The organism is Ralstonia sp. Ralssp135 (assembly GCF_047304345.1).
GTDB lineage: Bacteria > Pseudomonadota > Gammaproteobacteria > Burkholderiales > Burkholderiaceae > Ralstonia > Ralstonia chuxiongensis.
Window position 1 is genome coordinate 189,147 of sequence record NZ_JBGLYZ010000004.1, and the last position, 24,141, is coordinate 213,287.

A 24,141-nucleotide genomic window follows, 5' to 3' on the forward strand; every position below is an offset into this window, starting at 1 on the left:
AGGCAACCAGCACAAGTACAGGGAACAGCCTAGTGCAGCTTGACCCGCGGATTCGTCTTGCTGCGTAGCCAGTGCATGACCGTATCCACCGACATGCGCACCCAACCGTGCAGCGCCAGAACGTGCATGCGATACAGCGACGTGTACATCAGCCGTGCCATCAGGCCTTCGATGAACATCGATCCGCCGATCAGCCCGCCCATCAGGCTGCCGACCGCGCTGAAATGGCCGAGCGAGACCAGCGAGCCGAGATCCTTGAACGCGAACGGCTGGACCGGCTTGCCATCCATGCGCTTGCGCAACGCGTCGAAAAGATAGGTGGCCTGCTGATGTGCAGCCTGCGCACGCGGCGGCACGCTGGTCGACGCCTCGGGCCACGGGCAGCTTGCGCAATCGCCAAAGGCGTAGATCGAGTCGTCGCCTTCCACCTGCAGCGTGCGCGAGACGACAATCTGACCCAGCTTGTTCACCGGCAACCCCAGTTCGCCCAGCACCGACGGTGCACGGATGCCTGCAGCCCACACGGTCAGATCCGCCGGAATGGACTTGCCGCTGGCCGTGTTGACGGCGCTGGCGGTGACTTCCGTCACACGTTCGCTGGTGACGACGTCCACGTCGAGCTTGTGCAGCAGCTTGGTGGTCGCTGCCGAAATGCGCTCCTTGAGCACCGGCAAAATGCGCGGGCCGCCCTCGATCAAATGGATGCGGATGTCGTGGCGCGGGTCCAGCTTGTGCAGGCCATATGCGGCCAACACGTGGGCGGTGTTGCGCAACTCTGCCGACAGTTCCACGCCCGTGGCACCCGCACCGACGATGGCGATGTCCACCTGCGGACGCGCATCGCCCATACCGTTCTGTGCGCGCATACACGCTGCAATGAGCCTGCGGCGGAAGCGCTCGGCCTGCCATGCGGTGTCGAGGGCGATGGCGTGCTCGGCCGTGCCCGGCACGCCGAAGAAATGCGTCACGCTACCGATGGACAGCACCAGCGTGTCGTACGCGATTGCGCGCTCGGGCAGCACCTCGGTGCCGTCGGCGTCAACGCATCCGGACACGATGATGGATTTGGCGACACGATCGAGGCCCTTCAGCTCGCCCTGCTGGAATTCGAAGCCGTGCCAGCGCGCCTGCGCCGCATATTCGAGCTGATGCGTGTTCGGATCCATGCTGCCGGCGGCAACTTCATGCAGCAGCGGTTTCCAGATGTGTGTGGGGTTGCGGTCGACCAGAATGACCTGCGCTGCGCCGCGCTTGCCGAGCTTGTCGCCCAGCCGCGTTGCGAGTTCCAACCCGCCAGCGCCCCCGCCGACCACCACAATGCGCGGCCCGTTCGCCTCGCCTGCGCCATCCGTCTGCCCTGCCATGTGCCTCTCCTGGAGCCGTTGAATCTTTTCGATCACGTGATCTGTCAGGTGCAGTCTGCTGCAACGCAAAATTCACCGCAACCCCGCACGCATGGATATGGCGAATCATGACAACCGCATGCCAAGGCCCTCCGCAGGCTGCCTCGGCAGGCAAACCGGCGCCACGCCTTGTATTACAGGGCGGCGCTCAGGCGGCAAGCGATTGCGTCAGTGCGCCTCTTCCCAGTTGGCACCCACGCCAACTTCGGCCACCAGAGGCACGCGCAACGTTGCGACGCTGCACATCAGCTCGGGCAGACGCTCGCGCACCACGGCCAGTTCGTCCTGCGGGACTTCCAGCACCAATTCATCGTGCACCTGCATGACAAGGCGCGAGCGCATCGCCTCGGCCTCGAGCCAACCTTGCACAGCCAGCATCGACAGCTTGATCAGGTCAGCCGCCGTGCCTTGCATCGGCGCGTTGATGGCGGCGCGCTCGGCAGCCTGACGACGTGGGCCGTTGCCGCCGTTGATATCCGGCAGCCACAGGCGACGGCCGAAAACAGTCTCCACGTAGCCTTGCTCGCGCGCACTCTGGCGGGTTTCTTCCATGTAGCTCGCGGCGCCGGGGTAGCGGGCGAAGTAGCGATCGATATAAAGCTTGGCAGCGTCGCGCCCAATGCCTAGATTGCTGGCCAGCCCGAACGCGCTCATGCCGTAGATCAGGCCAAAGTTGATGACCTTCGCCACACGGCGCTGGTCGGGCGAAACCTCCAGCGGCGTCACGTTGAACACTTCGGCGGCCGTGGCGCGGTGCACGTCCTGGCCCTCGCGGAACGCACGCATCAAGCCTTCGTCCTGTGACAGATGCGCCATGATGCGCAGTTCGATCTGCGAGTAGTCGGCCGACACGATCACGCTGCCCTCCGGCGCGATGAACGCTTCGCGGATGCGTCGCCCTTCTTCCGTGCGCACCGGAATGTTCTGCAGGTTCGGATCGGTCGAGGCCAGACGGCCCGTCACCGCCGTCGCCTGACCGTAGGTGGTGTGGACCCGGCCAGTGCGCGGGTTGACCATCTTCGGCAGCTTGTCGGTGTAGGTGGACTTAAGCTTGGCCAGGCCCCGGTAATCGAGCAGCAGCTTCGGCAGCGGGTAGTCTTCTGCCAGCTTCTGCAGCACTTCTTCGTCGGTCGACGGCGCACCGCTCGCGGTCTTCTTGATGACCGGCAGCTTCATCTGGTTGAAGAAGATGTCGCCGATCTGCTTGGGCGAGCCGAGGTTGAACGGCTGACCCGCAAGCTTGTGCGCCTCGGCCTCCAGATCGATCAGGCGCAAGCCCAGCTCGTTGCTCTGCTTGGCCAGGCGGTCGGCATCGATCAGCACGCCGTTGCGCTCCATCTTCTGCAGCACGATGGAGGTCGGCATTTCGATCTGCTCGTAGACGTAGCGCAGCTTGTCGTCTTCGGCCACCTTGGGGAACAGCGTGCGATGCAGACGCAGCGTGATATCGGCGTCCTCCGCCGCGTATTCGGTCGCGCGATCGAGGGGCACCTCATCAAAGCCGATCTGCGACGCACCCTTGCCGCACACGGCTTCGTAGGTGATCGTCTTCAAGTGCAGCACGCGCTCGGCCAGGGCGTCCATGCCGTGATTGCGGTGGGATTCGAGCACGTACGATTCGAGCATCGTGTCGTGCTCGATGCCGCGCAGCGCGATGCCGTGGTTGGCAAACACATGCGCGTCGTACTTCAGATGCTGGCCGACCTTCTTGCGCGATTCATCTTCAAGCCACAACTTCATGCGCGCGAGCACGGTGTCCCTTGAGAGCTGCGCCGCTGCATCAAACCCGGCCACATCGGGGCCGCGATGCGCCACCGGAATGTAGCAAGCCTCGCCCGGCTTGACCGACAGCGAAATACCAACCAACTGCGCAAGCATCGGGTCGATGGATGTCGTCTCGGTATCGATGCAGACGAGGTCCACTTCATCCAGGCGCTGCATCCATGATTCGAGCTGCGCTTCGGTCGTCACCGTCTCATACTTGATCTCGTCGGGCGGCGCTTCCACGTCGAACAGGGTGGCCTGGGCTTGCAGTTGCGCAGCCTCGCCGGCGTAGTTCTTCACCGGCGTCGCGGCCTTGCGCGCGGCGCCCACGCTTCGCGTGTCGGGCAGTGCTTCCCCAGAAGCTTCGCGCAGCCACGTCTTGAAGCCGTATCGAGAGAAGAAATCGACGAGCTTGGATTTGTCTTCGCCGCCGTCGATCAGCGCATCGAATGTCGGTACTTCTTTGCTGAGGTCGCAGTCGAGCTTCACTGTCAGCAGCTCGCGGCCCTTGGGCAGCCACTCAAGCGTGCTGCGAAGGTTGTCGCCCACCACGCCCTTGATCTCGCCCGCGCGCGCCATGACGTCGTCGAGCGTGCCGAATTCCGACAACCATTTCACCGCAGTTTTCGGACCGACCTTCGGCACCCCCGGCACGTTGTCCACGGTGTCGCCAATCAGCGAAAGATAGTCGACGATGCGCTCGGGCGGCACGCCAAACTTGGCCAACACGCCAGCGGGGTCGAGCGTTTCGTTGGTCATCGTGTTGACCAGCGTGACGTGGTCATTCACCAGTTGGGCGAGGTCCTTATCGCCCGTTGAGACGATGGTCCGGACGCCTTCGCGAGCCGCCCGTTCGGCCAGGGTACCGATCACATCGTCGGCCTCGACGCCCTCAACCACCAGGATGGGCCAACCCAATGCCCGTACGGCTTCGTGGATCGGTTCGATCTGCGCGCGCAGGTCATCGGGCATGGGCGCGCGATGCTCCTTGTAGGCCGGATAGAGGTCGTCGCGAAAGGTCTTGCCTTTGGCGTCGAAAATGCAAGCGCTATACTTGGCCGGATAGTCGTTGCGCAGTTTGCGCAGCATGTTCACGATGCCGTAGATGGCCCCCGTAGGAAACCCTTCTCCGTTTCGCAAGTCGGGCAGTGCGTGATAGGCACGGTATAGATAACTCGAGCCATCGACGAGCAACAGCGTTTCTTGACTTTCCGACATTCCCATGGACTCTAAAGTGACTGGAACGCCAAAAGGCGTTTCCGATAATGGCGCTTCTGCTGAAGGCGGCATGGCAAAGCAGGCTGCTGGTGCTTCCGCGACGGAGGTTTCGGCGGCTGAACTGACCGGTGTGAGCCCCTCGCGCCAGGCCACCACGGCCGACATGGACGTCAACGTGACAGTGGGCGTTGAACACGAGCCCCAAACTGACGCGACACACGGCCGTACCGATCGCAAGATGATCCCCAGCCTGCGGGCACTCGCCGACGAAGAACGCGCCACCGCAAAGAAAGCGCGCGCCTCCTGGCAGATGTTCACGATTATGGCAGAGTTCATCGAGGCGACCGAGTACCTTTCGGAGATCCGCCCGGCCGTCTCGATCTACGGCAGCGCACGCCTGCGCGAGGATTCGCCGTACTACGAACGCACCATCGAAATCGCCCGGCTGTTCTCGGATGCGGGCTTCGCCGTCATCTCCGGCGGGGGCCCCGGCATCATGGAAGCGGCCAACAAGGGCGCGCACGCCGGCAAGTCAGCCAGCGTCGGCCTGAACATCGAACTGCCGCACGAACAGCAAGGCAATCGGTACCAGGACATATCGATGCGCTTCCGCCATTTCTTCACGCGTAAGGTCACCTTCGTGAAGAACTCGGATGCGTTCATCGTCATGCCCGGAGGTTTCGGCACGCTCGATGAACTGGCTGAAGTGCTCACGCTCGTCCAGACGGGCAAGTCGCGCAGTGTGCCGGTGGTCATGTTCGGCAGTCATTTCTGGAAGGGCCTGCTGGATTGGTTCCGCTTTACGCTGCTGCCAATGGGCTTGATTGCCGAGCACGACCTGGACATCATGCGCATCGTCGACGAACCCAAGGACGCGCTCGACGCCGTCTACGAGTTCTACGAAAAGCGCGAAGGCACCTCGCCGATTCCGCCCAAGGAAGAAATGTTCTATCTGTAATCTTGGGTGTGGCATTTGGCGCCACGCGAACGGACGATGGCGGGAGGCTGGACTGCTAGAATGTAGGGTCTCAGATCACCCGCCGGAGTCCATGATGGATTCGCTGCTTCACCCGCCCGCCCCCGTCCACTCCGGCTTTGCCAATGCCGCGCGCCTGATGCGCCACGCTGGGGTGATGGCAGGCGCCATTTTTTTCCTCGCCCTGCCTGCGCACGCCGAGGTGACCTCCGACAGCGCCGGTTTGGACCTGCCGGACGTCAAGGCGATCAACAATCAGCCGATTTCCAAGCCGACCCACGGCGCGATCCACAACGAGCGCGTCAAGCCGAGCTTCGACTACCGCGACAACGACGGTACGCAGGTGGAGGAATACCGCTTCCAGAAGGGCCAGGCGCCGGATATCCATGTCAAGTCGGGCATGGGCACGTCGTACAACCTGAGCAAGCCGGAAGACAGCTCGCCGCGTATCCGCGAGCGCGGCGATATCGACCGTGTGCCCTCGGTCAACGTCCTGAAGTTCTAAGCCTGTGCCGCAACCGCGGCGCCTGCAGGCCGGCTCCTCGGTGGACCGGCCCGCTTTCCCTCCACCCGTTTCCTGTTCCTGAAGCATGGCTGTTTTCACCCCGGTCTCCGACGCCGAGATCTCCCTCTGGCTGGACCAATACGATGTGGGCGCCGTGCGCGCATTTCGCGGCATCCCGTCCGGAATCGAAAACTCCAACTTCTTCCTGACAACGGAAAAGGATGGGCAGACGCACGAATACGTCGTCACCCTGTTCGAGCGGCTGACGTTCGAGCAACTGCCGTTCTACCTGTATCTGATGCAGCATCTGGCGCAGCACGACATCAGCGTGCCGGCACCGATTCCGGGGCGCGACGGCGAGATTCTGCGCACGCTCAACGGCAAGCCGGCGACTATCGTGACGCGCCTGGCGGGCCGCTCGAACCTGGCGCCCGCGGTGTCGGAATGCGCCATCGTCGGCGACATGCTCGCGCGCATGCATCTGGCGGGGCGCGACTATCCACGCCATCAGCCGAACCTGCGCAGCCTGCCATGGTGGAACGAAGTCGTGCCCGACGTCGTGCCCTTCGTGCACGGCGACACGCGCGCGCTTCTGGAAAACGAACTCGCGCATCAACAACGCTTCTTCGCCAGCGCCGACTACGCCGCGCTGCCCGAAGGCCCGTGCCATTGCGATCTCTTCCGCGACAACGTGCTGTTCGAGCCGGCCGCCGATGGCCAGCCGGAACGCCTGGGCGGCTTCTTCGACTTTTACTTTGCCGGTGTCGACAAGTGGCTCTTCGACGTGGCCGTCACCGTGAATGACTGGTGCATCGACCTAGCCACGGGCGTGCTGGATGCCGAACGGGCACAGGCCATGCTACACGCCTATCACGCCGTGCGTCCGTTCACAGACGCCGAATCGCGGCACTGGCAAGACATGCTGCGTGCCGCAGCCTATCGTTTCTGGGTCTCGCGCCTGTGGGATTTCTATCTGCCGCGCGACGCCGAACTGCTCAAGCCACATGACCCCACCCACTTCGAGCGCGTGCTCCGTGAACGGGTTGGCGCGAGCGCCCTGACTCTGGATCTTCCCCAACCATGCAACTGATTGAAGTACCGGCCAAGCAAGGCTACGTCTGGCTGCGCCAGGGTGCGTGGCTGTTTCGCAAGAACCCGATCGGGTTTTTGCTGCTGCTCTTCATCTACCTGTTTGCGGTCAACCTGCTGATGCTGCTGGTGCCACCGATTGGTGTTTTTGCCATCCTGCTGGTGAATCCGGCCATCTTCGTGGGCTTCATGTCGGCCTGCCGCGATACGGTAGCAGGCAAGCGCGTCGGGCCGGCATCGCTCATCGCGGGCTTTCGCGCATACGGCAAGGATGCAATGCGCAGCCTGCTCAAGCTTGGCGGCATCTATGGCGCATTGGTACTTGTAGTCAGCGGCGTGCTGATGACGATGGTGGACGTTGACACGCTCATGACCGTCGTCAGCGACAAACCGCTCACGACTGAGGCCATCCGCGAGTTCTACCTCGCCATGGTGATGGGCTCGGTGCTGTACATCCCGGTGGCGGTGCTGTTCTGGTTTGCGCCGTTGCTGGTGGCATGGCACGGCATCCCGGTCGGCAAGGCGCTGTTCTTCAGCTGGATGACCGTGTGGCGCAATCGGGCGGCCTTCATCGTGTACGGCGTGCTCGTCGCAATCTTGCTGATCGCCGTGCCGCTGTTCATCGATGCGCTGTTCGCGTCGAGCGGCGCCAACAACATCGCCCCGATCATCGCCACGCCGTACCGGATTCTGGTGATGGCGGTGCTGTACTGCTCGTTCTATGCCACTTACCGCGGTTGTTTCAACGTGACACAGGCCGCCGGCCAGACGACTGACACAGCGGCCTGATCGGCCCGATGGCCCGATCGACGCTCAGTTGATCGGGTCCAGCTTGGCGATGCCCAACGCCAGCGTCTTCACCCCGTGGCGGTTGAACTTGATCTGAGCGCGCGCCTCGGCGCCCTCGCCTTCGAGCGTCGTGATGACGCCTTCCCCGAACTTGTTGTGGAACACCGACTGGCCCACGCGGAAGCCCGTGGCCTCTGCGCGCTTGGCATCGGCGTAGTTCTTGCCGGTGTCCATGCCGCCGGTCGGGCGGCCGGTGTAGGCGTCGTCATCGCCGCGCTCGGGGCGCTTGAACCAATCCTTGCCCCAGGCGGAATCGCCTTGCACACGGCGGGTGGCTTGATAACCCGAGTGCTGCGGCGTCAGCCACTTCAGCGTTTCTTCGGGGAGTTCGTCAAAGAAGCGTGAGCGGATGTGGTAGCGAATCTGTCCGTGCAGCACGCGGCTTTGCGCGAACGACAGATACAACCGCTCGCGCGCGCGCGTAATCGCCACATACATCAGGCGGCGCTCTTCCTCCAGGCCGTCCTTCTCCATCTGACTGTTTTCGTGCGGGAACAGGCCTTCTTCCAGCCCAGTGATGAAGACGACGTGGAACTCCAGCCCCTTGGCCGCATGCACGGTCATCATCTGCACGGCATCCTGGCCGGCCTGGGCCTGGTTGTCGCCTGCTTCGAGCGAGGCGTGCGTAAGAAACGCGACCAGCGGCGTCATCTCCGCGGGCGTCTCGTCGGTCACGAGTTCAGAGGCGGTATCGATCTCGCCGCCTTCGATGCGAAGCATGGCGTCGTGGCGCACCGGCAGCGCGGTCGCAATCGCGTCGACGCCGTAGCCTTCTTCGGCAACGAAGGCTTGGGCTGCGGTGACCAGTTCCTGCAAGTTCTCGATGCGGTCCTGGCCTTCCTTCTCGCCCTGGTAATGCGTGATCAGGCCACTGGCGTGGATGACGTGCTGGACGATCTCGGGCAGCGTCATCTGGCGCGTGTCGGCACGCATCTGTTCGATCAGACGGACAAACGCCGACAACTTGGTGCCCGCCGCGCCCGTAAGATACGGCACCGCCGCTGCGAGCGAGATGCCATACAGCCGCGCCGCATCCTGCAACTGCTCGAGGGAGCGCGCCCCTACGCCACGCGCCGGAAAGTTTACCACGCGGCCAAACGCAGCATCGTTATCCGAGTTCTCCAGCAGCTGGATGTACGCCAGCGCGTGCTTGATTTCCGCGCGCTCGAAGAAGCGCAGGCCGCCGTACACCTTGTAGGCGATGCCGGCCGAGAACAGCGCGTGCTCGATCACTCGTGACTGCGCGTTGCTGCGATAGAGGATGGCGATTTCCGAACGCGCCGTACCGCTGGCAATACGGTCGCGGATTTCTTCGACGATCCAACCGGCCTCTTGTCCATCCGTCGCGGCCTGGTAGACACGCACCGGCTCGCCGTGGCCAGCATCGGTACGCAGGTTCTTTCCCAGCCGACGCGTGTTGTGCGAAATCAGGTGATTGGCGGTATCGAGGATGTGGCCGTGCGAGCGATAATTCTGCTCCAGCTTGATCCGATGCTCGACACGGAATTCACGTTCAAAGTCGACCATATTGCCAACGTTGGCACCACGAAACGCGTAGATGCTCTGATCATCGTCGCCCACCGCGAAGATAGCGTTGGGCGTGACACCGGGCTCGCCGAGGCCGGCCAGAATCTTCAGCCAGGCGTATTGCAGCTTGTTCGTATCCTGGAACTCGTCAACCAGGATGTGCTTGAAGCGCCGTTGATAGTGCGCGCGGATGGCGTCGTTGTAGCGCAGCAGTTCGTAGCAGCGCAGCAGCAGTTCGGCAAAATCGACCACGCCTTCGCGCTGGCATTGCGCGTCGTAAGCGGCGTAGAGGTCGGCCATGCGGCGGTCGTATTCGTTGGCGATTTCCAGATCGCCCGCGCGCAAGCCCTGCTCCTTGGCGCCATTGATGAAGTACTGGACGTTCTTTGGCGGGAATTTCTCGTCGTCGATATTGAGCGACTTGAGCAAGCGCTTCACGGCGGAAAGCTGGTCTTGCGTGTCCAGAATCTGGAACGTCTGCGGTAAGCCGGCATCGCGGTAATGCGCGCGCAGCAACCGGTTGCACAGGCCGTGGAACGTGCCGATCCACATGGCGCGCGTGTTGATCGGCAGCATGGCCTGCAGGCGGGCCGTCATTTCCTTGGCCGCTTTGTTCGTAAACGTGACGGCCAGCACACCCGACGGCGACACCCGCGCACTCTGGATCAGCCACGCAATGCGGGTGGTCAACACGCGCGTCTTGCCGCTGCCAGCCCCCGCCAGGATCAGCGCCGATTCATCGGGAAGGGTGATGGCAGCGCGTTGTTCGGGGTTCAGATTGGCGAGCAGGTCGGACATGCGGGAGGAGCCTCGGCAGAATCCTGAAATTATACCGGCCGCATTCGCCGCTTCGCCCGTGCCGGACATCGACACGCCGTATAATTCCAAGCTTTCGCCCGCCATTTTCCTGGGCCAAACGTCTTTTTACGCCGATTGCGCGCCCTGTCAGCATGACCGATCAAAACCAGTCCCTCGCCAAGAGTTTCGAACCCGCCACCATCGAGCAGAAGTGGAGCGCGGCTTGGGAAGCGATGGGCGTCTCCCGCGCGACGCTCGAAGCCGGCAAGCCCGACTTCTGTATCCAGCTTCCGCCGCCGAACGTGACGGGCACGCTGCACATGGGCCACGCGTTCAACCAGACCATCATGGATGGCCTGACGCGCCACGCGCGCATGGCCGGCGCCAATACGCTGTGGGTACCGGGCACCGACCACGCTGGCATTGCCACGCAGATCGTCGTCGAGCGCCAGCTGGATGCCCAAGGCGTGTCGCGCCATGACATGGGCCGCGAGAAGTTCGTCGAGAAGGTGTGGGAATGGAAGGAGCAATCGGGCTCGACCATCACGCGCCAGGTGCGCCGCATGGGTGCTTCGATCGACTGGGAGCGCGAATATTTCACGATGGACCCGAAGATGTCGCGCGCGGTCAGCGACGTCTTCGTGCGTCTGTATGAGCAGGGCCTGATCTACCGCGGCAAGCGCCTGGTCAACTGGGACCCGGTGCTCGGCACTGCCGTATCCGACCTGGAAGTGGTGAGCGAAGAGGAAGAAGGCTCGCTGTGGCACATCCGCTATCCGCTGGCCGAACCGGACGCTGTGCGCGGACTGACCCACCTGACGGTTGCCACCACCCGCCCCGAGACGATGCTCGGCGACACGGCCGTGATGGTGCACCCCGAGGATGAGCGCTACGCCCACCTCATCGGCAAGTTCGTTCACCTTCCTCTGACCGATCGCAAGATCCCGGTGATTGCAGACGAATATGTCGACCGCGAATTCGGCACCGGCGTGGTCAAGGTCACCCCGGGCCACGACTTCAACGACTACGCCGTGGGCCAGCGCCACAAGCTGCCGCAGTTGTCGATCCTGACGCTCGACGCGAAGATCGTTGCCGATGCTCCGGCCGCGTACGCAGGCATGGATCGGTTTGACGCGCGCAAGAAGATGGTCGAAGACCTCGAAGCGCAGGGCCTGCTGGCTGAAGTCAAAAAGCACACGCTGATGGTGCCGCGCGGCGACCGTACCGGCGTCGTGATCGAGCCGATGCTGACGGATCAGTGGTTCGTCGCCATGAGCAAACCGGCGCCGGAAGGCACGCGCTTCCCGGGCCGCTCCATCGCTGAAGTGGCGCTGGACGCCGTGCAGAGCGGCAAGATCAAGCTCGTACCCGAGCAGTGGGTCAATACGTACAACCAGTGGCTGAACAACATCCAGGATTGGTGCATCTCGCGCCAACTGTGGTGGGGCCACCAGATTCCGGCGTGGTACGACGAAGCCGGCAACGTATACGTCGGCCGTACCGAAGAAGAAGCCAAGGCCCAAGCGGCGGCCAAGGGCTACACCGGCACGCTCACACGTGACGACGACGTGCTGGATACGTGGTTCTCGTCCGCGCTGGTGCCGTTCTCATCGCTGGGCTGGCCGGCCGATACGCCAGAACTGAAGCACTTCCTGCCGTCCACCGTGCTGGTCACGGGCTACGACATCATCTTCTTCTGGGTGGCGCGCATGGTCATGATGACCTTGCACTTCACCGGCGAAGTGCCCTTCCACACCGTCTACGTGCACGGCTTGGTGCGCGATTCGGAAGGCAAGAAGATGAGCAAGTCCGAGGGCAACACGCTCGACCCGGTGGATCTGATCGACGGTATCGCGCTGGAGCCGCTGCTGGCCAAGCGCACGACCGGCCTGCGCCGCCCGAAGGACGCGCCCAAGGTCGAGAAGCGCACGCGCAAGGAATTCCCCGAAGGCATTCCGGCATTCGGTGCCGACGCGCTGCGCTTTACGTTCGCCTCGCTCGCCACACTTGGCCGCAGCATCAACTTTGACCCGGGCCGCTGCGAGGGCTATCGCAACTTCTGCAACAAGCTCTGGAACGCCACGCGCTTCGTGCTGATGAACACCGAAGGCCAGGACTGCGGCATGCAGGAATGCGTCGGTGATTGCGGCCCAGAAGGCTACCTGCACTTCTCGCAGGCCGACCGCTGGATCGTCTCGCTGCTGCAACGCGTGGAAACTGAAGTGGAGAAAGGCTTTGCCGACTATCGCTTCGACAACATCGCCAACGCCATCTACAAATTCGTCTGGGACGAATACTGCGACTGGTATCTGGAGCTGGCCAAGGTGCAGATCCAGACCGGCACGCCGGCTCAGCAGCGCGCTACGCGCCGCACGCTGCTGCGTGTACTGGAAACCGTGCTGCGCCTGGCCCATCCGATCATTCCGTTCATTACCGAAGAGCTCTGGCAAAAAGTTGCACCAATGGCCGGCCGCGCCAAGGGCGACGGCACCGAAAGCCTCGCGCTGCAGGAGTACCCGCGCGCCGCGCTGTCCAAGATCGACGAGCAGGCCGAGCAGTGGGTGCAGCAGTTGAAGACACTGGTGGACGCCTGCCGCAACCTGCGCGGTGAGATGAACATCTCCCCCGCACAGCGCGTGCCGCTGTACGCCAATGGCGAGGCCGAATTCCTGCAGGTGGCGGCACCTTACGTGCAAGCGCTGGGCAAGCTGTCTGAAGTGAAGGTCTACACGGATGCGGCCGCCATGGAGCAGGACGGTGCCGGCGCACCGGTCGCCATCGTCGGCGAGAACAAGTTGCTGCTGAAAATCGAGATCGATGTGGCCGCCGAGCATGCGCGCCTGTCGAAGGAAATCGACCGCCTGCGCGGCGAGATCACCAAGTGCGAAGCCAAGCTCGGCAACGAATCGTTCGTCGCCCGCGCGCCGGCCGCCGTTGTGGAACAGGAACAAAAGCGCGTGACGGATTTCAAAGCCACGCTGGCCAAGCTGGAAGCCCAGATTGCACGGCTGCCGGTGCAAGCTGCCTGAGCGCCCAGAACAATCGATATCAAGGAAACCACGATGCAACGCGTCACCAAAGCCGTTTTCCCCGTCGCGGGGCTCGGAACCCGCTTTCTGCCGGCCACGAAGGCCAGCCCGAAGGAAATGCTCCCGGTCGTGGACAAGCCGCTGATCCAGTACGCCGTGGAAGAAGCCATGGCCGCCGGCATCACCGAGATGATCTTCGTCACGGGCCGTAGCAAGCGCGCCATCGAAGATCACTTCGACAAGGCGTACGAACTGGAAGCGGAACTGGAAGCCAAGCACAAGACTGCCCTGCTTGAGGTCGTACGCTCGATCAAGCCGTCGCATGTGGATTGCTTCTACGTGCGCCAGCCTGAAGCGCTGGGCTTGGGCCATGCCGTGCAATGTGCCGAGAAGCTCGTCGGCGATGCGCCTTTCGCCGTCATCCTGGCTGACGACCTGCTGGACGGCGACCCGCCCGTCATGAAGCAGATGGTCGACCTGTACGAACACTACAACTGCTCGGTAATTGGCGTGGAAGAAATTGACCGCGAGCAGAGCCGTTCGTACGGCGTGGTCGATGGCCGGCCGTGGGAAGAAGACGGCAGCGTGATCAAGATGTCGGGCATCGTCGAAAAGCCGGCGCCGGAAAACGCGCCGTCCAACCTGGGCGTGGTCGGCCGCTACATCCTCACGCCGCGCATTTTTGAACACATCCGCAACCTCAAACCGGGCGCGGGCGGAGAACTGCAACTGACGGACGCTATCCAGTCGTTGCTGTGCGCCGAGCAGGTGCTCGCCTATCGCTACAAAGGCGTGCGCTACGACTGCGGCAGCAAGTTGGGCTACCTGAAGGCAACGGTAGAACTGGCGCTCAAGCACAAGGAAGTCGCTGCCGACTTCCGAGCCTATCTGGCTGCGCGCGGCTGAGCCAATAGGCGCGTCGCCATGGAAAAAACCCGCGCAGCGTGAGCTGACGCGGGTTTTTTGTTGCCGGATCGTGTCCCGTCCGTCCGGCGCGGAGTTCCACCCTTTTGCGAGGAGAGGCTGCAGCCCTTCTTATTGCGGCGCCGTCAGCGGTTTGATGGTGTTGTTCAGCAAGCTCCAATACGAACTGGTGCTGTACGGCAGCATCTGCTCAACGTAGTTCCACCAGAAGTAACCCCCAATGAACCGCGGATCCGCTGCCATCGAGGTGGTACCCATGGGGTAGTACGACTTGATCAAGTTCTGCTGCACCGACAGCGGCGCCGACGTACTGGACGTACCGATTTCACCAAAGCCCACCTTCGCGGCCGGGAAGATGCTTTCAAGCAACTTGAAATCGTTTGCCCACGACGGATTCAAACCCGGGCAGTCCTGGTACGGGTAGTAGCTGAACAGTGCGTAGTCCGCACCTTGGAGCACACGGGACGGCAGGAAATTGGTCGCCCAGGTACGCCATGAGTCCATCGACAGTTCGTAGCAGTTGGTGCCCTTGCCATCGTCGTTGTAGTACATCGTCACCGACACCAGGCCACCCGCACCCTTCACGATGTCGTAGGCATTGCCGACCATCTGACCGATCTGCTGTTCCTGCGACGTTGCCGTCGCGGTCGGACCGCTCGGATTGGCACGCAACCATTCGCCATTGATTTCATTGGCGATTTCCCATACGTCCACGACATTCTTCAGCGTGCTCACCAACTCGTTGGTGCGTGCGCTGTAAGTGGTCGAGTCGACCGGGAAATAGTACGAATCCATCACTTCGCCCATCACGTAGGCAACTTGATGAAGCTTGACCAGCGGTGCGTAATAGTCGGCTGCCGATGTACCCGGGTCGAAGACCACGCGCACGGTCGGCTTGTACGGCAGGTGCGTGAGCGACGCCACGATCGCATTGATTTTGCTGACGTCATCAAGCGTGACGCCGTAGATGGGTGCCTTCGGGCGCGTGGCCTGCGCCGAGGCATTTTGTATTCCCAGACCTGTCAGCGTTGTTGCCGCCGCCAGACCCACCAAAGCGCGCAGGCTCATGCGCGCCGCCCTCTGTGCTGCTTTCTTGGTTTCCAACATTGTGATTTTCTATTCCCTCGGACGCAAAAACGTTACGCCCAGTACTGCGATGGACAAGCGCCGTCCTACCTGTGCGGTATCCCGATGTGGTGTGACTCCTTTGACACACTGAACACCGAACGGGTGCGAGCGTCAGATGACGCCCCGGTCGGCGAATGGATGCGCGATTAGAGGTCCTGCTGAGTCGATGGATCGATCAACGGCCGTGCGCTTATTGAGTGGACTGGTACAGCTGGCGCGAGCTCGCCCGAGGGCAGCACGCGGCTTGAAAAATGTGACAAGCCCTGCACTTCAGTTGGCTACCAACTGCGTTCCCCCCGTTGGCAGCCAAGCGGCATGATACCGGATGTTGTCGGGAGATCAACGAAATTTAACGCTGCTTACGCAGCAATAATAAAAAAACCGCGGGTCGGGCAGACACGCGGTTCTTCGAAACGCCCACGGGGTGGACGTCTTGGCGGCACAGCCGTTTTTACTTGTGCCGGTAGTTGATGCGACCCTTCGTGAGGTCGTACGGCGACATCTCCAGCTTCACGCGGTCGCCCGCGAGAATGCGGATACGGTGCTTCTGCATCTTGCCCGATGCGTAAGCCCAGATTTCCACGCCGTTTTCCAACTGCACGCGAAAACGATTGTCGGGTAGTGCTTCAGACACCACCCCTTCAAATTCAATCAGTTCTTCCTTGGCCAAACTCGTTCCTTTGTATGCAGCACGCGGCTGCGCCGATGGTTGCAATGATGTGATGACCCACCCGAACCACGCCACATGCCTTGAGGAGCATGCAGCGGTACGCCGCGATCATCTGCCCGGACAGCGGGCTTGGGGGGTACCGAGTTGCACGAAACACAAATCGCGCCCGCCAATGGCGCGCGCCGTTTCGTGCAAGCGAGAGCGAGGATGGGTGGCGGTCGCAGAAGCGCGCCGCCCGACTCGGCGCGGGGTATTCCCCGGTGCTGGACTCAGCTGCTACCGGCCATGATTGGCGCGGAGGCGAGCCGGATTCGCTTTCTATTCTACCACGGGGAGCTTCTGCGGGTTCAGGCGCCGTCGGCAGGAAGCGACAGTTCAGGCACGTCGCCATCGATGATGCTCTCAGCAAAGCGCAGCGCTGCAATGCGCGCAGCACCCACATTGCTGAATTGTCGATCCCCTGAGAGGCGGAAGACCTGCGTCTGCCCGGGTTCGGGCGACTCCCCCGCCCTACAGATCATCACGGCAGCGTTGTAGCTGCGATCCTCCCTGGCCTCAGGCCAGCGTGCCGTGCGTTCATGTTGGAAAGCCAACGGATAAATGTCGAAGCCTTTGTATTGGCCCGCCGGCGAAGTGTCCATCTGAAATGCCCCCTTCTTGAACGTCGAGTGCTGTCTGACTATACACCCGTGCGTTTTGCATGGCGATGAAAGCGACGGCAACGTTTGACTTCGGGCACGGCACAGCAGGTGCAGACCAATCGGCCATGGCAAAGAGGTCCGAAGCGACGACGAACGCTGGTCTAAAGAAGTTTCAGAACGCCCCGCCCCGGCCGCACGGGGCGGGGCGATCCGATTGTGCTAGCTTGGATTGATTGGTGCCTGCCGGGGCATTCAAACGGATACGCACGCTCTGAGCACGGCACTGCCTCCCAATCCTCTCAAGAGTGACAATGCGCCTGATCTCTCCAATTGCCCTGGCATGTGCCGGGCTAATGCTGTCTGCCTGTGGCGGCGGCGACGGTGGTTCGTCATTGAGCCCGCAAGCCGGCGCTGCTTCCAATACCGCGACAGCGTCGAAAAAGGTGGCTAGTACTGCCACGGCCACCACGCCCGCTTGCGGAGTCAACGGCACCTCGCCGCTGGCAGGCGTGCAGACGTGGATGTATCAGTTGCAAGGCATGACCACCAGCGCGCAGATCGATGCGCTGGATGCGCAGCCGTACGACATGCTGGTAATCGAGGCCAACAACACCGTCAAAGGGCTGGAGAACTTCAACACCGTCGACATGGTGGCGCGCCTGCACACCAAGCCCGACGGCTCCGCGCGCAAGGTGCTCGCGTACATCGACATTGGCGAGGCCGAAGACTTCCGCACCTATTGGGGGTCGAACTGGAAGGCGCCCACCGCTGACGGCCCCGGCACGCCCGACTTCATCATCAAGGCCGACCCCGATGGCTGGGCCGGCGACTACCCCGTCGCGTTCTGGGATCCGCGCTGGCAAGCGCTCTGGCTCGGGCCGAACGGCGCCGTCGCGCAACTGGCGCGCGAAGGGTTCGATGGCGTTTATCTGGATTGGGTCGAGGCGTACGCCGAGCCTTCGGTGGCGGACGCGGCCCAGGCGGCTGGCGTCGACCCGGCGCAGGCCATGGTGGATTTCATCGCCAAAATCCGTGCAGCGGGCCGCGCCATCAATCCGCAGTTCGCGGTGATCCAGCAAAACGCACCCTCGTTGATCGACGACGGCGGTGGATCAACCTTGCTGGCAACAATCGACGGCATCTCGCAGGAAGACACGTGGTTCGGCGGCAGTGCTGGTGCCGCGTGGGGCAGCGCCTCCGGCGGCGACAAGGCCGCCAGTGCAGATGACACGCAATGGACGATTAACCAACTCCAGAAATACTGTGCCGGCAACGTGCCCGTCTTCACGATCGACTACGCGTTGAAGACGGCCAACGCGCAGAAGGTCTACACGGCTTCGCGCGGGCAAGGTTTCCGCCCGCTGGTCTCCCGCATTGCGCTGTCCAAGCCGACGACTACGCCGCCCTGGAATTACTGACTACGCTCAACGACGCACCGACCGGCGCATCGGCAAACGGCAGGCCGACGTAGTTTTCGGCCAGCACGCGGGCGCCGGCCGGTGAGCTGGTCACGTAGTCCAGCTCGGCGCGCTGCAGCTTTTGCATGAACGGCGTGTGGTCGTCAAAGCGATGCAGCATCGACGTCATCCACCACGAGAAATGCTCGGCGCGCCAGACGCGTTGCAGGCAGCGTTCGGAGTAGCTTGCAAGCTGGTCGGTGTCGTCCTGCTTGTAGCGCGCGGTGAGCGCCTGAGCCAGCACGCGAACGTCAGCCACAGCCAGGTTCATCCCCTTCGCGCCGGTGGGCGGCACGATGTGCGCGGCGTCCCCCGCCAGGAACAGGCGGCCGTACTGCATCGTCTCGCAGACAAAGCTGCGCATCGGCGTGACGCTCTTCTGTAGGATCGGGCCTTCCTTCAGGCGCCAGCCGTCGTTGTTCTCCAGTCGCGTGTGGAGTTCATCCCAGATGCGCGCATCGGACCATTCGGCCAGGTTTTCATCGGGCTTGCATTGCAGGTAAAGCCGCGTGATCTTGGGTGAGCGCATGCTGAACAGCGCAAAGCCGCGGTCGTGGCTCGCGTAGATCAGCTCTTCCGCCGCCGGCTCGGCTTCCGCCAGGATGCCAAGCCAGGCAAACGGATACACGCGCTCGAACACCGCTTGCCGCTGCGCCGGAATCGCTTGCCGGCAGATGCCGTGAAAGCCATCACATCCGGCGATGTAATCGCATTGCAATGTCTGCGGCACGCCGTCGTGGACGAACTGCACCGAAGGCGTGGCCGACTCGATGTCGTGTACCGACACATCGCTCACATCGAACAGCAGCGGTGCGCCCTGCTCCACGCGCGCTGCAATCAGATCCTTGACCACCTCGTGCTGTCCATACACGGTGATCGAGCGGCCGCCCGACATCGCCGTCAGGTCAATGCGATGGCGCTTGCCACCAAATAGCAGATCGATGCCGTGGTGCACCAGCCCTTCGCGGCGCATCCGCTCACCCACACCCGCTTCGTTGAGCACGTCAACCGTGCCTTGCTCCAGCACGCCGGCGCGGATGCGCTCCTCAACGTAAGCGCGGCTCTTGGTTTCGAGGATGACGGCGTCGATGCCGTTGCGGTGCAGAAGCTGCCCGAGCAGAAGGCCTGCCGGGCCCGCGCCGATGATGGCGACCTGGGTGCGCATGGTGGTTGTCTCCAGAGGTGTTTGGAATCGTTCTGGCAACCATTGTTGGCCTGTGCCTTGATATCGCACAATGCAATATTGACGATAAACTTTATCGCTAATTCAGATAGTACGTTTGCCATGTCGACCCTGCCCGACTTTGACCTGAATCTGTTGCCGATCCTGCTGGCGCTGTACGACGCGCGCAGCGTGAGCATGGCCGCGCAACAGCTTGGCATGAGCCAGCCTGGCGTAAGCACCGCGCTGGGAAAGCTGCGTGCTGCATTTGACGACCCGCTGTTCGTACGCACGTCGCGTGGCATGGAGCCGACGCCGCGAGCGCTGGCGCTCATCCCTGCCGCGCGCGATGTGCTGGCGCGTGTGCAGCAGGGCATTCTGGAAACCGGCGCGTTCGATCCGGCCACGACCACGCACACGTTCTCGATCTCGTTGTCAGACGTGGGCGAGATGGTGTTTTTGCCGCGCATTGTCGAGGCGATGGCGCGGCAGGCGCCGCGGGCGTCGGTGCAGTCTGTATCGCTGCCGCCGGCGCAGATCGAGCGCGCGCTAGAGACCGGTTCGCTCGACCTGGCTGTGGGTTACTTCCCTGACTTGAAGAAGAACAACTTCTTCCAGCAGCGGCTGTTTACGCACTATTTCACATGCATCGTGCGCGCCGATCATCCCGTCACGCGCGGCGGCAACACAAAGCTGTCGATGACGCAGTTCCTGGAATACGGGCACGCCGTGGTGCGCGCGGAGGGGCGCAGTCAGGAACTGTACGAGCGGTTTCTGGAACGCAAGCGCATCCGACGTAAGCCGGCGCTGCTGACACCGCATTTCATGAGCATTCCGTTCATCCTGGCGCGCACGGACTTGATTGCGACTGTGCCACACGCGGTGGGCATGTCGTTCATGCAATCGCACGCCAACATCTGCGTGATGGAGCCGCCCCTAGAGCTGCCGAGCTTCGATCTCAAGCAGCACTGGCATCGCAAATTCCATAACGACACGCGCAACCAATGGTTCCGCGCGCTGGTGTCGTCGCTGTTCAACGACGAGGCGGATGAATGGCGCGAGCCCGGCCATCGGCCCGCCAAACGCAAGAACACGAAGTAATCGACCTGCCCCGGATGTTCACAATCACGCGCAGGCGGCGTCGGCAGCCATTTTCCCGGTGTGTTGCGTGGCGCCTACCCGAGACGGAGGATTCTGCGTCTACGTCTTGGAAGCGGCCTCCGCGTCCATCTCCGCAAATACCGTCTGCGCCAGATGGAACGCATGGTTGGCCGCCGGCACGCCACAGTAGATGGCGGTCTGCAGCAGCGTTTCCTGAATCTCGTCGCGCGTGACGCCGTTGTTGGCAGCGGCACGCAGATGCAGACGCAACTCACCGTCGCGGCCGAGGGCGACCATCATGGCGATCGTCAGGAGACTGCGCGTGTGGCGCGGCAAACCGGGGCGTGTCCAGATTTCACCCCAGGCATAGCGCGTGATGAGATCCTGGAACGGTGCGGTCAACTCGGTCTGCGCGGCGTTGGCACGATCGACGTGGGCATCGCCCAGCACAGCGCGCCGCACTTCCATGCCCGCAACGTAGCGTTCACGATCATCCATGGGAGACCTCGCGCGCAACGCCCGTCGTCAAGAAGCTGACCAGCGCTTCGGTGTAGCCGTCAGCCTGCTCCCAGTTGGCGAGGTGGCCAGCGGAGAGTTCGATGTATTGCGCACCGGGCACGCCGCCTGCAATGAGTTTGGTCTGCGCGGCGGGCGTGGAGATATCGTACGTGCCGCCGATCACCAGCGTCGGCACGCGGATGTCCGGCAGCTGCGCGCGTAAATCCGCATCGCGAATCGCGCCGCAGTTGCCGTTGTAGCCCGCGTCCGGCGTCGACAGCAACATCGCCTTGACGATGTCGACGCGGCTTGCGTTGGCATCGCGGTAGCCCTGCGTGAACCAGCGCTCCAGCACGGTTTCCGTAATGCTAGCCATACCGCCCTGTTCGACCTGCGCGATGCGGGTGTTCCAGCTTTGCTGCGTGCCGATCAGCGCGGCGGTGTTCGTCACCACCATGCGCGGGAAGCGCTCGCCGTGATACGCGGCCAGCCACAGGCCAGTCAAGCCGCCCATCGACAGGCCGCAGAACAGCGCAAGCTCAATGTTGTACTGGTCGAGCAACGCAAGCACATCCCCACCAAGCTGTGCGACACCGAAAGGCGCGTCGGGCACGCTCGACTTGCCGTGGCCACGCTGGTCATAGCGCAACAGGCGGAAGTGCTGACGCAGCGCTTCGAGCTGCGGCTCCCACATGCCCAGGTTGGTGCCTAGCGAGTTCGACAGCACCAGCACCGGCTTACCCGTGGCGGGCCCATCATCGAATTCGTGATACAGGCGGACGTTGTCGTGTTCAAGCCAGGGCATGGTGTCTCCGTGGAATGCGTGTTCAGGGGTGGCGGCGAGCGTGTTCCGCGAGCACGCGGTCGACAGCGGCACCCGCATCGCCAAGGTAATGGGTGGGATCGAGCAGCGCGCTCAGCCGTTGCGGCGTGGCGGTGCCCCAGATGCGCAGGACGTCGGCGTCTTGGGCCAGCACGTCATGCAGCGTTTTGCTCTCTTGTACGGCTTTGCGGCAGGCCGCTTCGACCACATGGTGCGCTCGCAGGCGACCAATATCTGCACCGAGCGCCAGCATCACGGCTTCACCGAGGATCAGGCCGTGCGTGAGGTCGAGATTCGCGCGCATTCGAGCGGCGTCAACATGCAAACCTTCAACAATCTCGCGCATGCGATCGAGCGCGCCGGCCGCGAGGCAGGCCATCTCGCGCAACGTCGCCCATTGCGCCTGCCAGCCGCCGAGCGCGCGTTCGTGCTCCTGCGGCAGCGCAGACAGCAGCGTGCTTGCCAACCCCGGCATGCGCGTGGCCGCAGCCAGCACAGTCGCGCAACCGACCGGGTTGCGCTTATGCGGCATGGTGGAAGATCCGCCTTTGGCCGCACCGGACGGCTCGGCAACCTCGCCGACCTCTGTCTGCATCATCAGCGAGAGATCGCGCGCGAAGTGGCCCAGCGTGCCGGTCAGCAGCGCGAGCGTCGTGCCAATATCGGCGATTCGATCTTGCTCGCCGTGCCACGACAGCGCTGGCAACGGCAAGTCAAGCTCCTGCGCCAGTGTTTGAACGACGGCACGTGCGTGTTCGCCCAGGCTGGCAAGCGTGCCTGCCGCCCCGCCAAACTGCAGCGCGGGCACATGCGCGCGCAACGCGGCAAAGCGATCCTGCGCCCGATGCACCGCTTCCAGCCAGCCCGCAACCTTGCGCCCGAACGTGGTTGGCAGGGCTTGCTGCAACCACGTGCGTGCCACCATCGGTGTATTGCGATGACGTTGCGCCAGTGCGGCCAGCGCGTCCGCCAGCTTCTGCAAATCCGCTTCGATCAACTCCGCCGATTGCCGCCACTGCAGCATCAGACCGGTATCGATGATGTCCTGGCTGGTCGCGCCCCAATGCACGTAGCGCGCGGCGTTTTCATCGTGCTGCGCGACGGCGGCAGTCAGTTGCTTGACCAGCGGAATTGCCAGGTTGCCCGCGCTGGCAGCGGCGTTGCCCAACGCGTCCAAGTCCAACGTGACGTTGGCGCACACCGCGCGAATCGGCGCCACAGCTTGCGCCGGAATCACGCCAACCGCGCCCTCGGCCTGGGCAAGCGCCGCCTCCACATTGAGCATCGCGCGCACCGTGGCCGCATCGGACCACACCGCCAACATGGCCGGTGTGGAGAATGCGCGATCGAGCAGTCCGCTGGTCATGGCCGTATCAAACGCGTTCGATCACCAGCGCAATGCCCTGCCCCACGCCGATGCACATCGTGCACAGTGCATAGCGTCCGCCCGTGCGTTGCAGCTGATACATCGCCGTCGTCACCAGGCGCGCGCCGCTCATACCGAGCGGGTGGCCCAGCGCGATGGCGCCGCCATTCGGATTGACGCGCGGATCGTCATCACGCAGGCCCAGTTGGCGCGTCACTGCCAAGCCCTGCGCAGCAAACGCCTCGTTCAGCTCGATCACGTCCATCTGATCAATCGTCAGGCCCAGCTGCTTGAGCAGCTTCTGCGACGCCGGTGCCGGGCCAATGCCCATCACGCGCGGCGGCACGCCAGCGGTCGCCATGCCGACGATGCGCGCACGCGGGGTCAGGCCAAAGCGCTTGGCGGCGTCTTCATTGGCGAGGAGCAGCGCGCAGGCGCCATCGTTCACGCCCGAAGCATTGCCGGCGGTCACGGTGCCGTCCGGACGCACCACGCCCTTGAGCTTGGCAAGTGCTTCCATGCTGGTCGCGCGGGGATGCTCATCCCGGTCCACCACGATGGCATCGCCTTTCTTCTGTGGGATCGTTACGGGAGTAATTTCCTGTGCGAGCGTGCCGTCTTCCTGCGCACGCGCGGCGCTGGCCTGGCTGCGCAGCGCGAAGCGGTCCTGGTCTTCGCGGTTGATCTTGTAGTCGGTGGCGACGTTCTCGGCGGTTTCGGGCATCGAGTCGACACCATACTGCGCCTTCATCAACGGGTTGATGAAGCGCCAGCCGATGGTGGTGTCGTAGATGGCGGCATCGCGCGAGAAGGCGCTCGCGGCCTTGCCCATCACGAAAGGCGCGCGGCTCATGCTCTCCACGCCGCCCGCGATCATCAGCGCCGTTTCACCCGAGCGGATGGCGCGCGCAGCGGTGCCGGTAGCGTCCATGCCCGAGCCGCACAGGCGGTTGATGGTCGAGCCCGGCACGCTGTCCGGCAACCCGGCCAGCAACGACGACATGCGCGCCACGTTGCGATTGTCTTCGCCCGCCTGGTTGGCGCAGCCGAAGATCACGTCGTCGATGGCCGACCAGTCGACCTGCGGGTTGCGCGCCATCAGCGCCTTGAGCGGCACCGCGCCAAGGTCATCCGCGCGCACGGCAGACAGGCTGCCGCCGTATCGGCCGATGGGGGTCCGGATGGCGTCGCAGATAAAGGCTTCGGTCATGAT

At 63.2% G+C, this 24,141-nt stretch carries 19 protein-coding genes; 8 read left to right on the forward strand and 11 right to left on the reverse strand.

Annotated features, from left to right (window positions below):
- Positions 1-29: 29 nt before the first annotated feature.
- Positions 30-1,364 carry an NAD(P)/FAD-dependent oxidoreductase gene (locus ACCD03_RS05610; RefSeq protein WP_253538026.1) on the reverse strand — a complete coding sequence of 445 codons (1,335 nt, stop codon included), beginning with the start codon at positions 1,362-1,364 and terminating at the stop codon, positions 30-32.
- 207 nt (positions 1,365-1,571) lie between these two features.
- The gene (gene polA / locus ACCD03_RS05615; protein WP_325651841.1) at positions 1,572-4,385 is read right to left on the reverse strand and encodes a DNA polymerase I; all 2,814 of its coding nucleotides are present in this window, start codon (positions 4,383-4,385) and stop codon (positions 1,572-1,574) included.
- 4 nt (positions 4,386-4,389) lie between these two features.
- On the opposite strand from polA, the gene ACCD03_RS05620 reads away from it, so the two are divergent.
- The 4 genes from ACCD03_RS05620 (at position 4,390) to ACCD03_RS05635 (ending at position 7,744) form a co-directional block, all read left to right on the forward strand.
- Positions 4,390-5,343: a TIGR00730 family Rossman fold protein gene (locus ACCD03_RS05620; protein ID WP_045206048.1), complete on the forward strand. Its 954-nt coding sequence runs from the start codon at positions 4,390-4,392 to the stop codon at positions 5,341-5,343.
- A 94-nt stretch (positions 5,344-5,437) separates the two neighbouring features.
- Complete coding sequence (locus tag ACCD03_RS05625) at positions 5,438-5,866, forward strand: hypothetical protein (protein WP_413411042.1); 429 nt, start codon at positions 5,438-5,440, stop codon at positions 5,864-5,866.
- An 85-nt stretch (positions 5,867-5,951) separates the two neighbouring features.
- Positions 5,952-6,956 carry a homoserine kinase gene (locus ACCD03_RS05630; RefSeq protein WP_413411043.1) on the forward strand — a complete coding sequence of 335 codons (1,005 nt, stop codon included), beginning with the start codon at positions 5,952-5,954 and terminating at the stop codon, positions 6,954-6,956.
- Complete coding sequence (locus tag ACCD03_RS05635) at positions 6,947-7,744, forward strand: BPSS1780 family membrane protein (RefSeq protein ID WP_413411044.1); 798 nt, start codon at positions 6,947-6,949, stop codon at positions 7,742-7,744. Before ACCD03_RS05630 ends, ACCD03_RS05635 begins: the two co-directional genes overlap by 10 nt.
- A gap of 24 nt (positions 7,745-7,768) precedes the next feature.
- Here the strand turns inward: ACCD03_RS05635 and ACCD03_RS05640 are convergent, their stop codons facing one another.
- Positions 7,769-10,129 (reverse strand): UvrD-helicase domain-containing protein, encoded by a 2,361-nt coding sequence (locus ACCD03_RS05640; RefSeq protein ID WP_413411046.1) that lies wholly within the window; start codon positions 10,127-10,129, stop codon positions 7,769-7,771.
- 152 nt (positions 10,130-10,281) lie between these two features.
- On the opposite strand from ACCD03_RS05640, the gene ACCD03_RS05645 reads away from it, so the two are divergent.
- Both ACCD03_RS05645 and galU read left to right on the forward strand, forming a co-directional pair.
- On the forward strand, positions 10,282-13,158 hold the full coding sequence (locus tag ACCD03_RS05645; protein WP_413411047.1) for a valine--tRNA ligase: 2,877 nt from the start codon (positions 10,282-10,284) through the stop codon (positions 13,156-13,158).
- Between the two features lie 33 nt (positions 13,159-13,191).
- Positions 13,192-14,064: a UTP--glucose-1-phosphate uridylyltransferase GalU gene (gene galU / locus ACCD03_RS05650; protein ID WP_325651853.1), complete on the forward strand. Its 873-nt coding sequence runs from the start codon at positions 13,192-13,194 to the stop codon at positions 14,062-14,064.
- A 129-nt stretch (positions 14,065-14,193) separates the two neighbouring features.
- Here the strand turns inward: galU and ACCD03_RS05655 are convergent, their stop codons facing one another.
- From ACCD03_RS05655 to ACCD03_RS05665, 3 genes are all read right to left on the reverse strand, one after another.
- Entirely contained in the window at positions 14,194-15,189 is a 996-nt protein-coding gene (locus ACCD03_RS05655) for a hypothetical protein (RefSeq protein ID WP_253538058.1), read from the reverse strand.
- A gap of 472 nt (positions 15,190-15,661) precedes the next feature.
- A complete protein-coding gene (infA, locus tag ACCD03_RS05660; protein WP_004631109.1) occupies positions 15,662-15,880 on the reverse strand; it encodes a translation initiation factor IF-1 in 219 nt (72 codons plus the stop codon).
- Positions 15,881-16,227: 347 nt separating this feature from the next.
- Positions 16,228-16,521 (reverse strand): hypothetical protein, encoded by a 294-nt coding sequence (locus ACCD03_RS05665; protein WP_004631110.1) that lies wholly within the window; start codon positions 16,519-16,521, stop codon positions 16,228-16,230.
- Between the two features lie 311 nt (positions 16,522-16,832).
- Between ACCD03_RS05665 and ACCD03_RS05670 the strand changes: the two genes are divergently transcribed.
- Positions 16,833-17,939 (forward strand): endo alpha-1,4 polygalactosaminidase, encoded by a 1,107-nt coding sequence (locus tag ACCD03_RS05670; protein WP_325651857.1) that lies wholly within the window; start codon positions 16,833-16,835, stop codon positions 17,937-17,939.
- Here the strand turns inward: ACCD03_RS05670 and pobA are convergent.
- Entirely contained in the window at positions 17,917-19,143 is a 1,227-nt protein-coding gene (gene pobA, locus ACCD03_RS05675; protein ID WP_325651859.1) for a 4-hydroxybenzoate 3-monooxygenase, read from the reverse strand. The two genes, ACCD03_RS05670 and pobA, sit on opposite strands and share 23 nt — an antisense overlap.
- 120 nt (positions 19,144-19,263) lie before the next feature.
- Between pobA and ACCD03_RS05680 the strand changes: the two genes are divergently transcribed.
- Positions 19,264-20,241, forward strand: coding sequence for a LysR family transcriptional regulator (locus ACCD03_RS05680; protein ID WP_325651861.1), 978 nt, complete (start codon positions 19,264-19,266; stop codon positions 20,239-20,241).
- 99 nt (positions 20,242-20,340) lie between these two features.
- On the opposite strand, the gene pcaC is transcribed toward ACCD03_RS05680, so the two are convergent.
- The 4 genes from pcaC to pcaF are packed head-to-tail and all read right to left on the reverse strand — an operon-like array spanning position 20,341 to position 24,138.
- Entirely contained in the window at positions 20,341-20,739 is a 399-nt protein-coding gene (gene pcaC / locus ACCD03_RS05685; RefSeq protein ID WP_316670898.1) for a 4-carboxymuconolactone decarboxylase, read from the reverse strand.
- Positions 20,732-21,544 carry a 3-oxoadipate enol-lactonase gene (pcaD, locus tag ACCD03_RS05690; RefSeq protein WP_325651865.1) on the reverse strand — a complete coding sequence of 271 codons (813 nt, stop codon included), beginning with the start codon at positions 21,542-21,544 and terminating at the stop codon, positions 20,732-20,734. The genes pcaC and pcaD overlap by 8 nt, the downstream gene beginning before the upstream one ends.
- A 22-nt stretch (positions 21,545-21,566) precedes the next feature.
- Positions 21,567-22,928 (reverse strand): 3-carboxy-cis,cis-muconate cycloisomerase, encoded by a 1,362-nt coding sequence (locus ACCD03_RS05695; RefSeq protein ID WP_325651867.1) that lies wholly within the window; start codon positions 22,926-22,928, stop codon positions 21,567-21,569.
- A 7-nt stretch (positions 22,929-22,935) separates the two neighbouring features.
- The gene (gene pcaF / locus ACCD03_RS05700) at positions 22,936-24,138 is read right to left on the reverse strand and encodes a 3-oxoadipyl-CoA thiolase (RefSeq protein WP_325651868.1); all 1,203 of its coding nucleotides are present in this window, start codon (positions 24,136-24,138) and stop codon (positions 22,936-22,938) included.
- Positions 24,139-24,141: the final 3 nt, after the last annotated feature.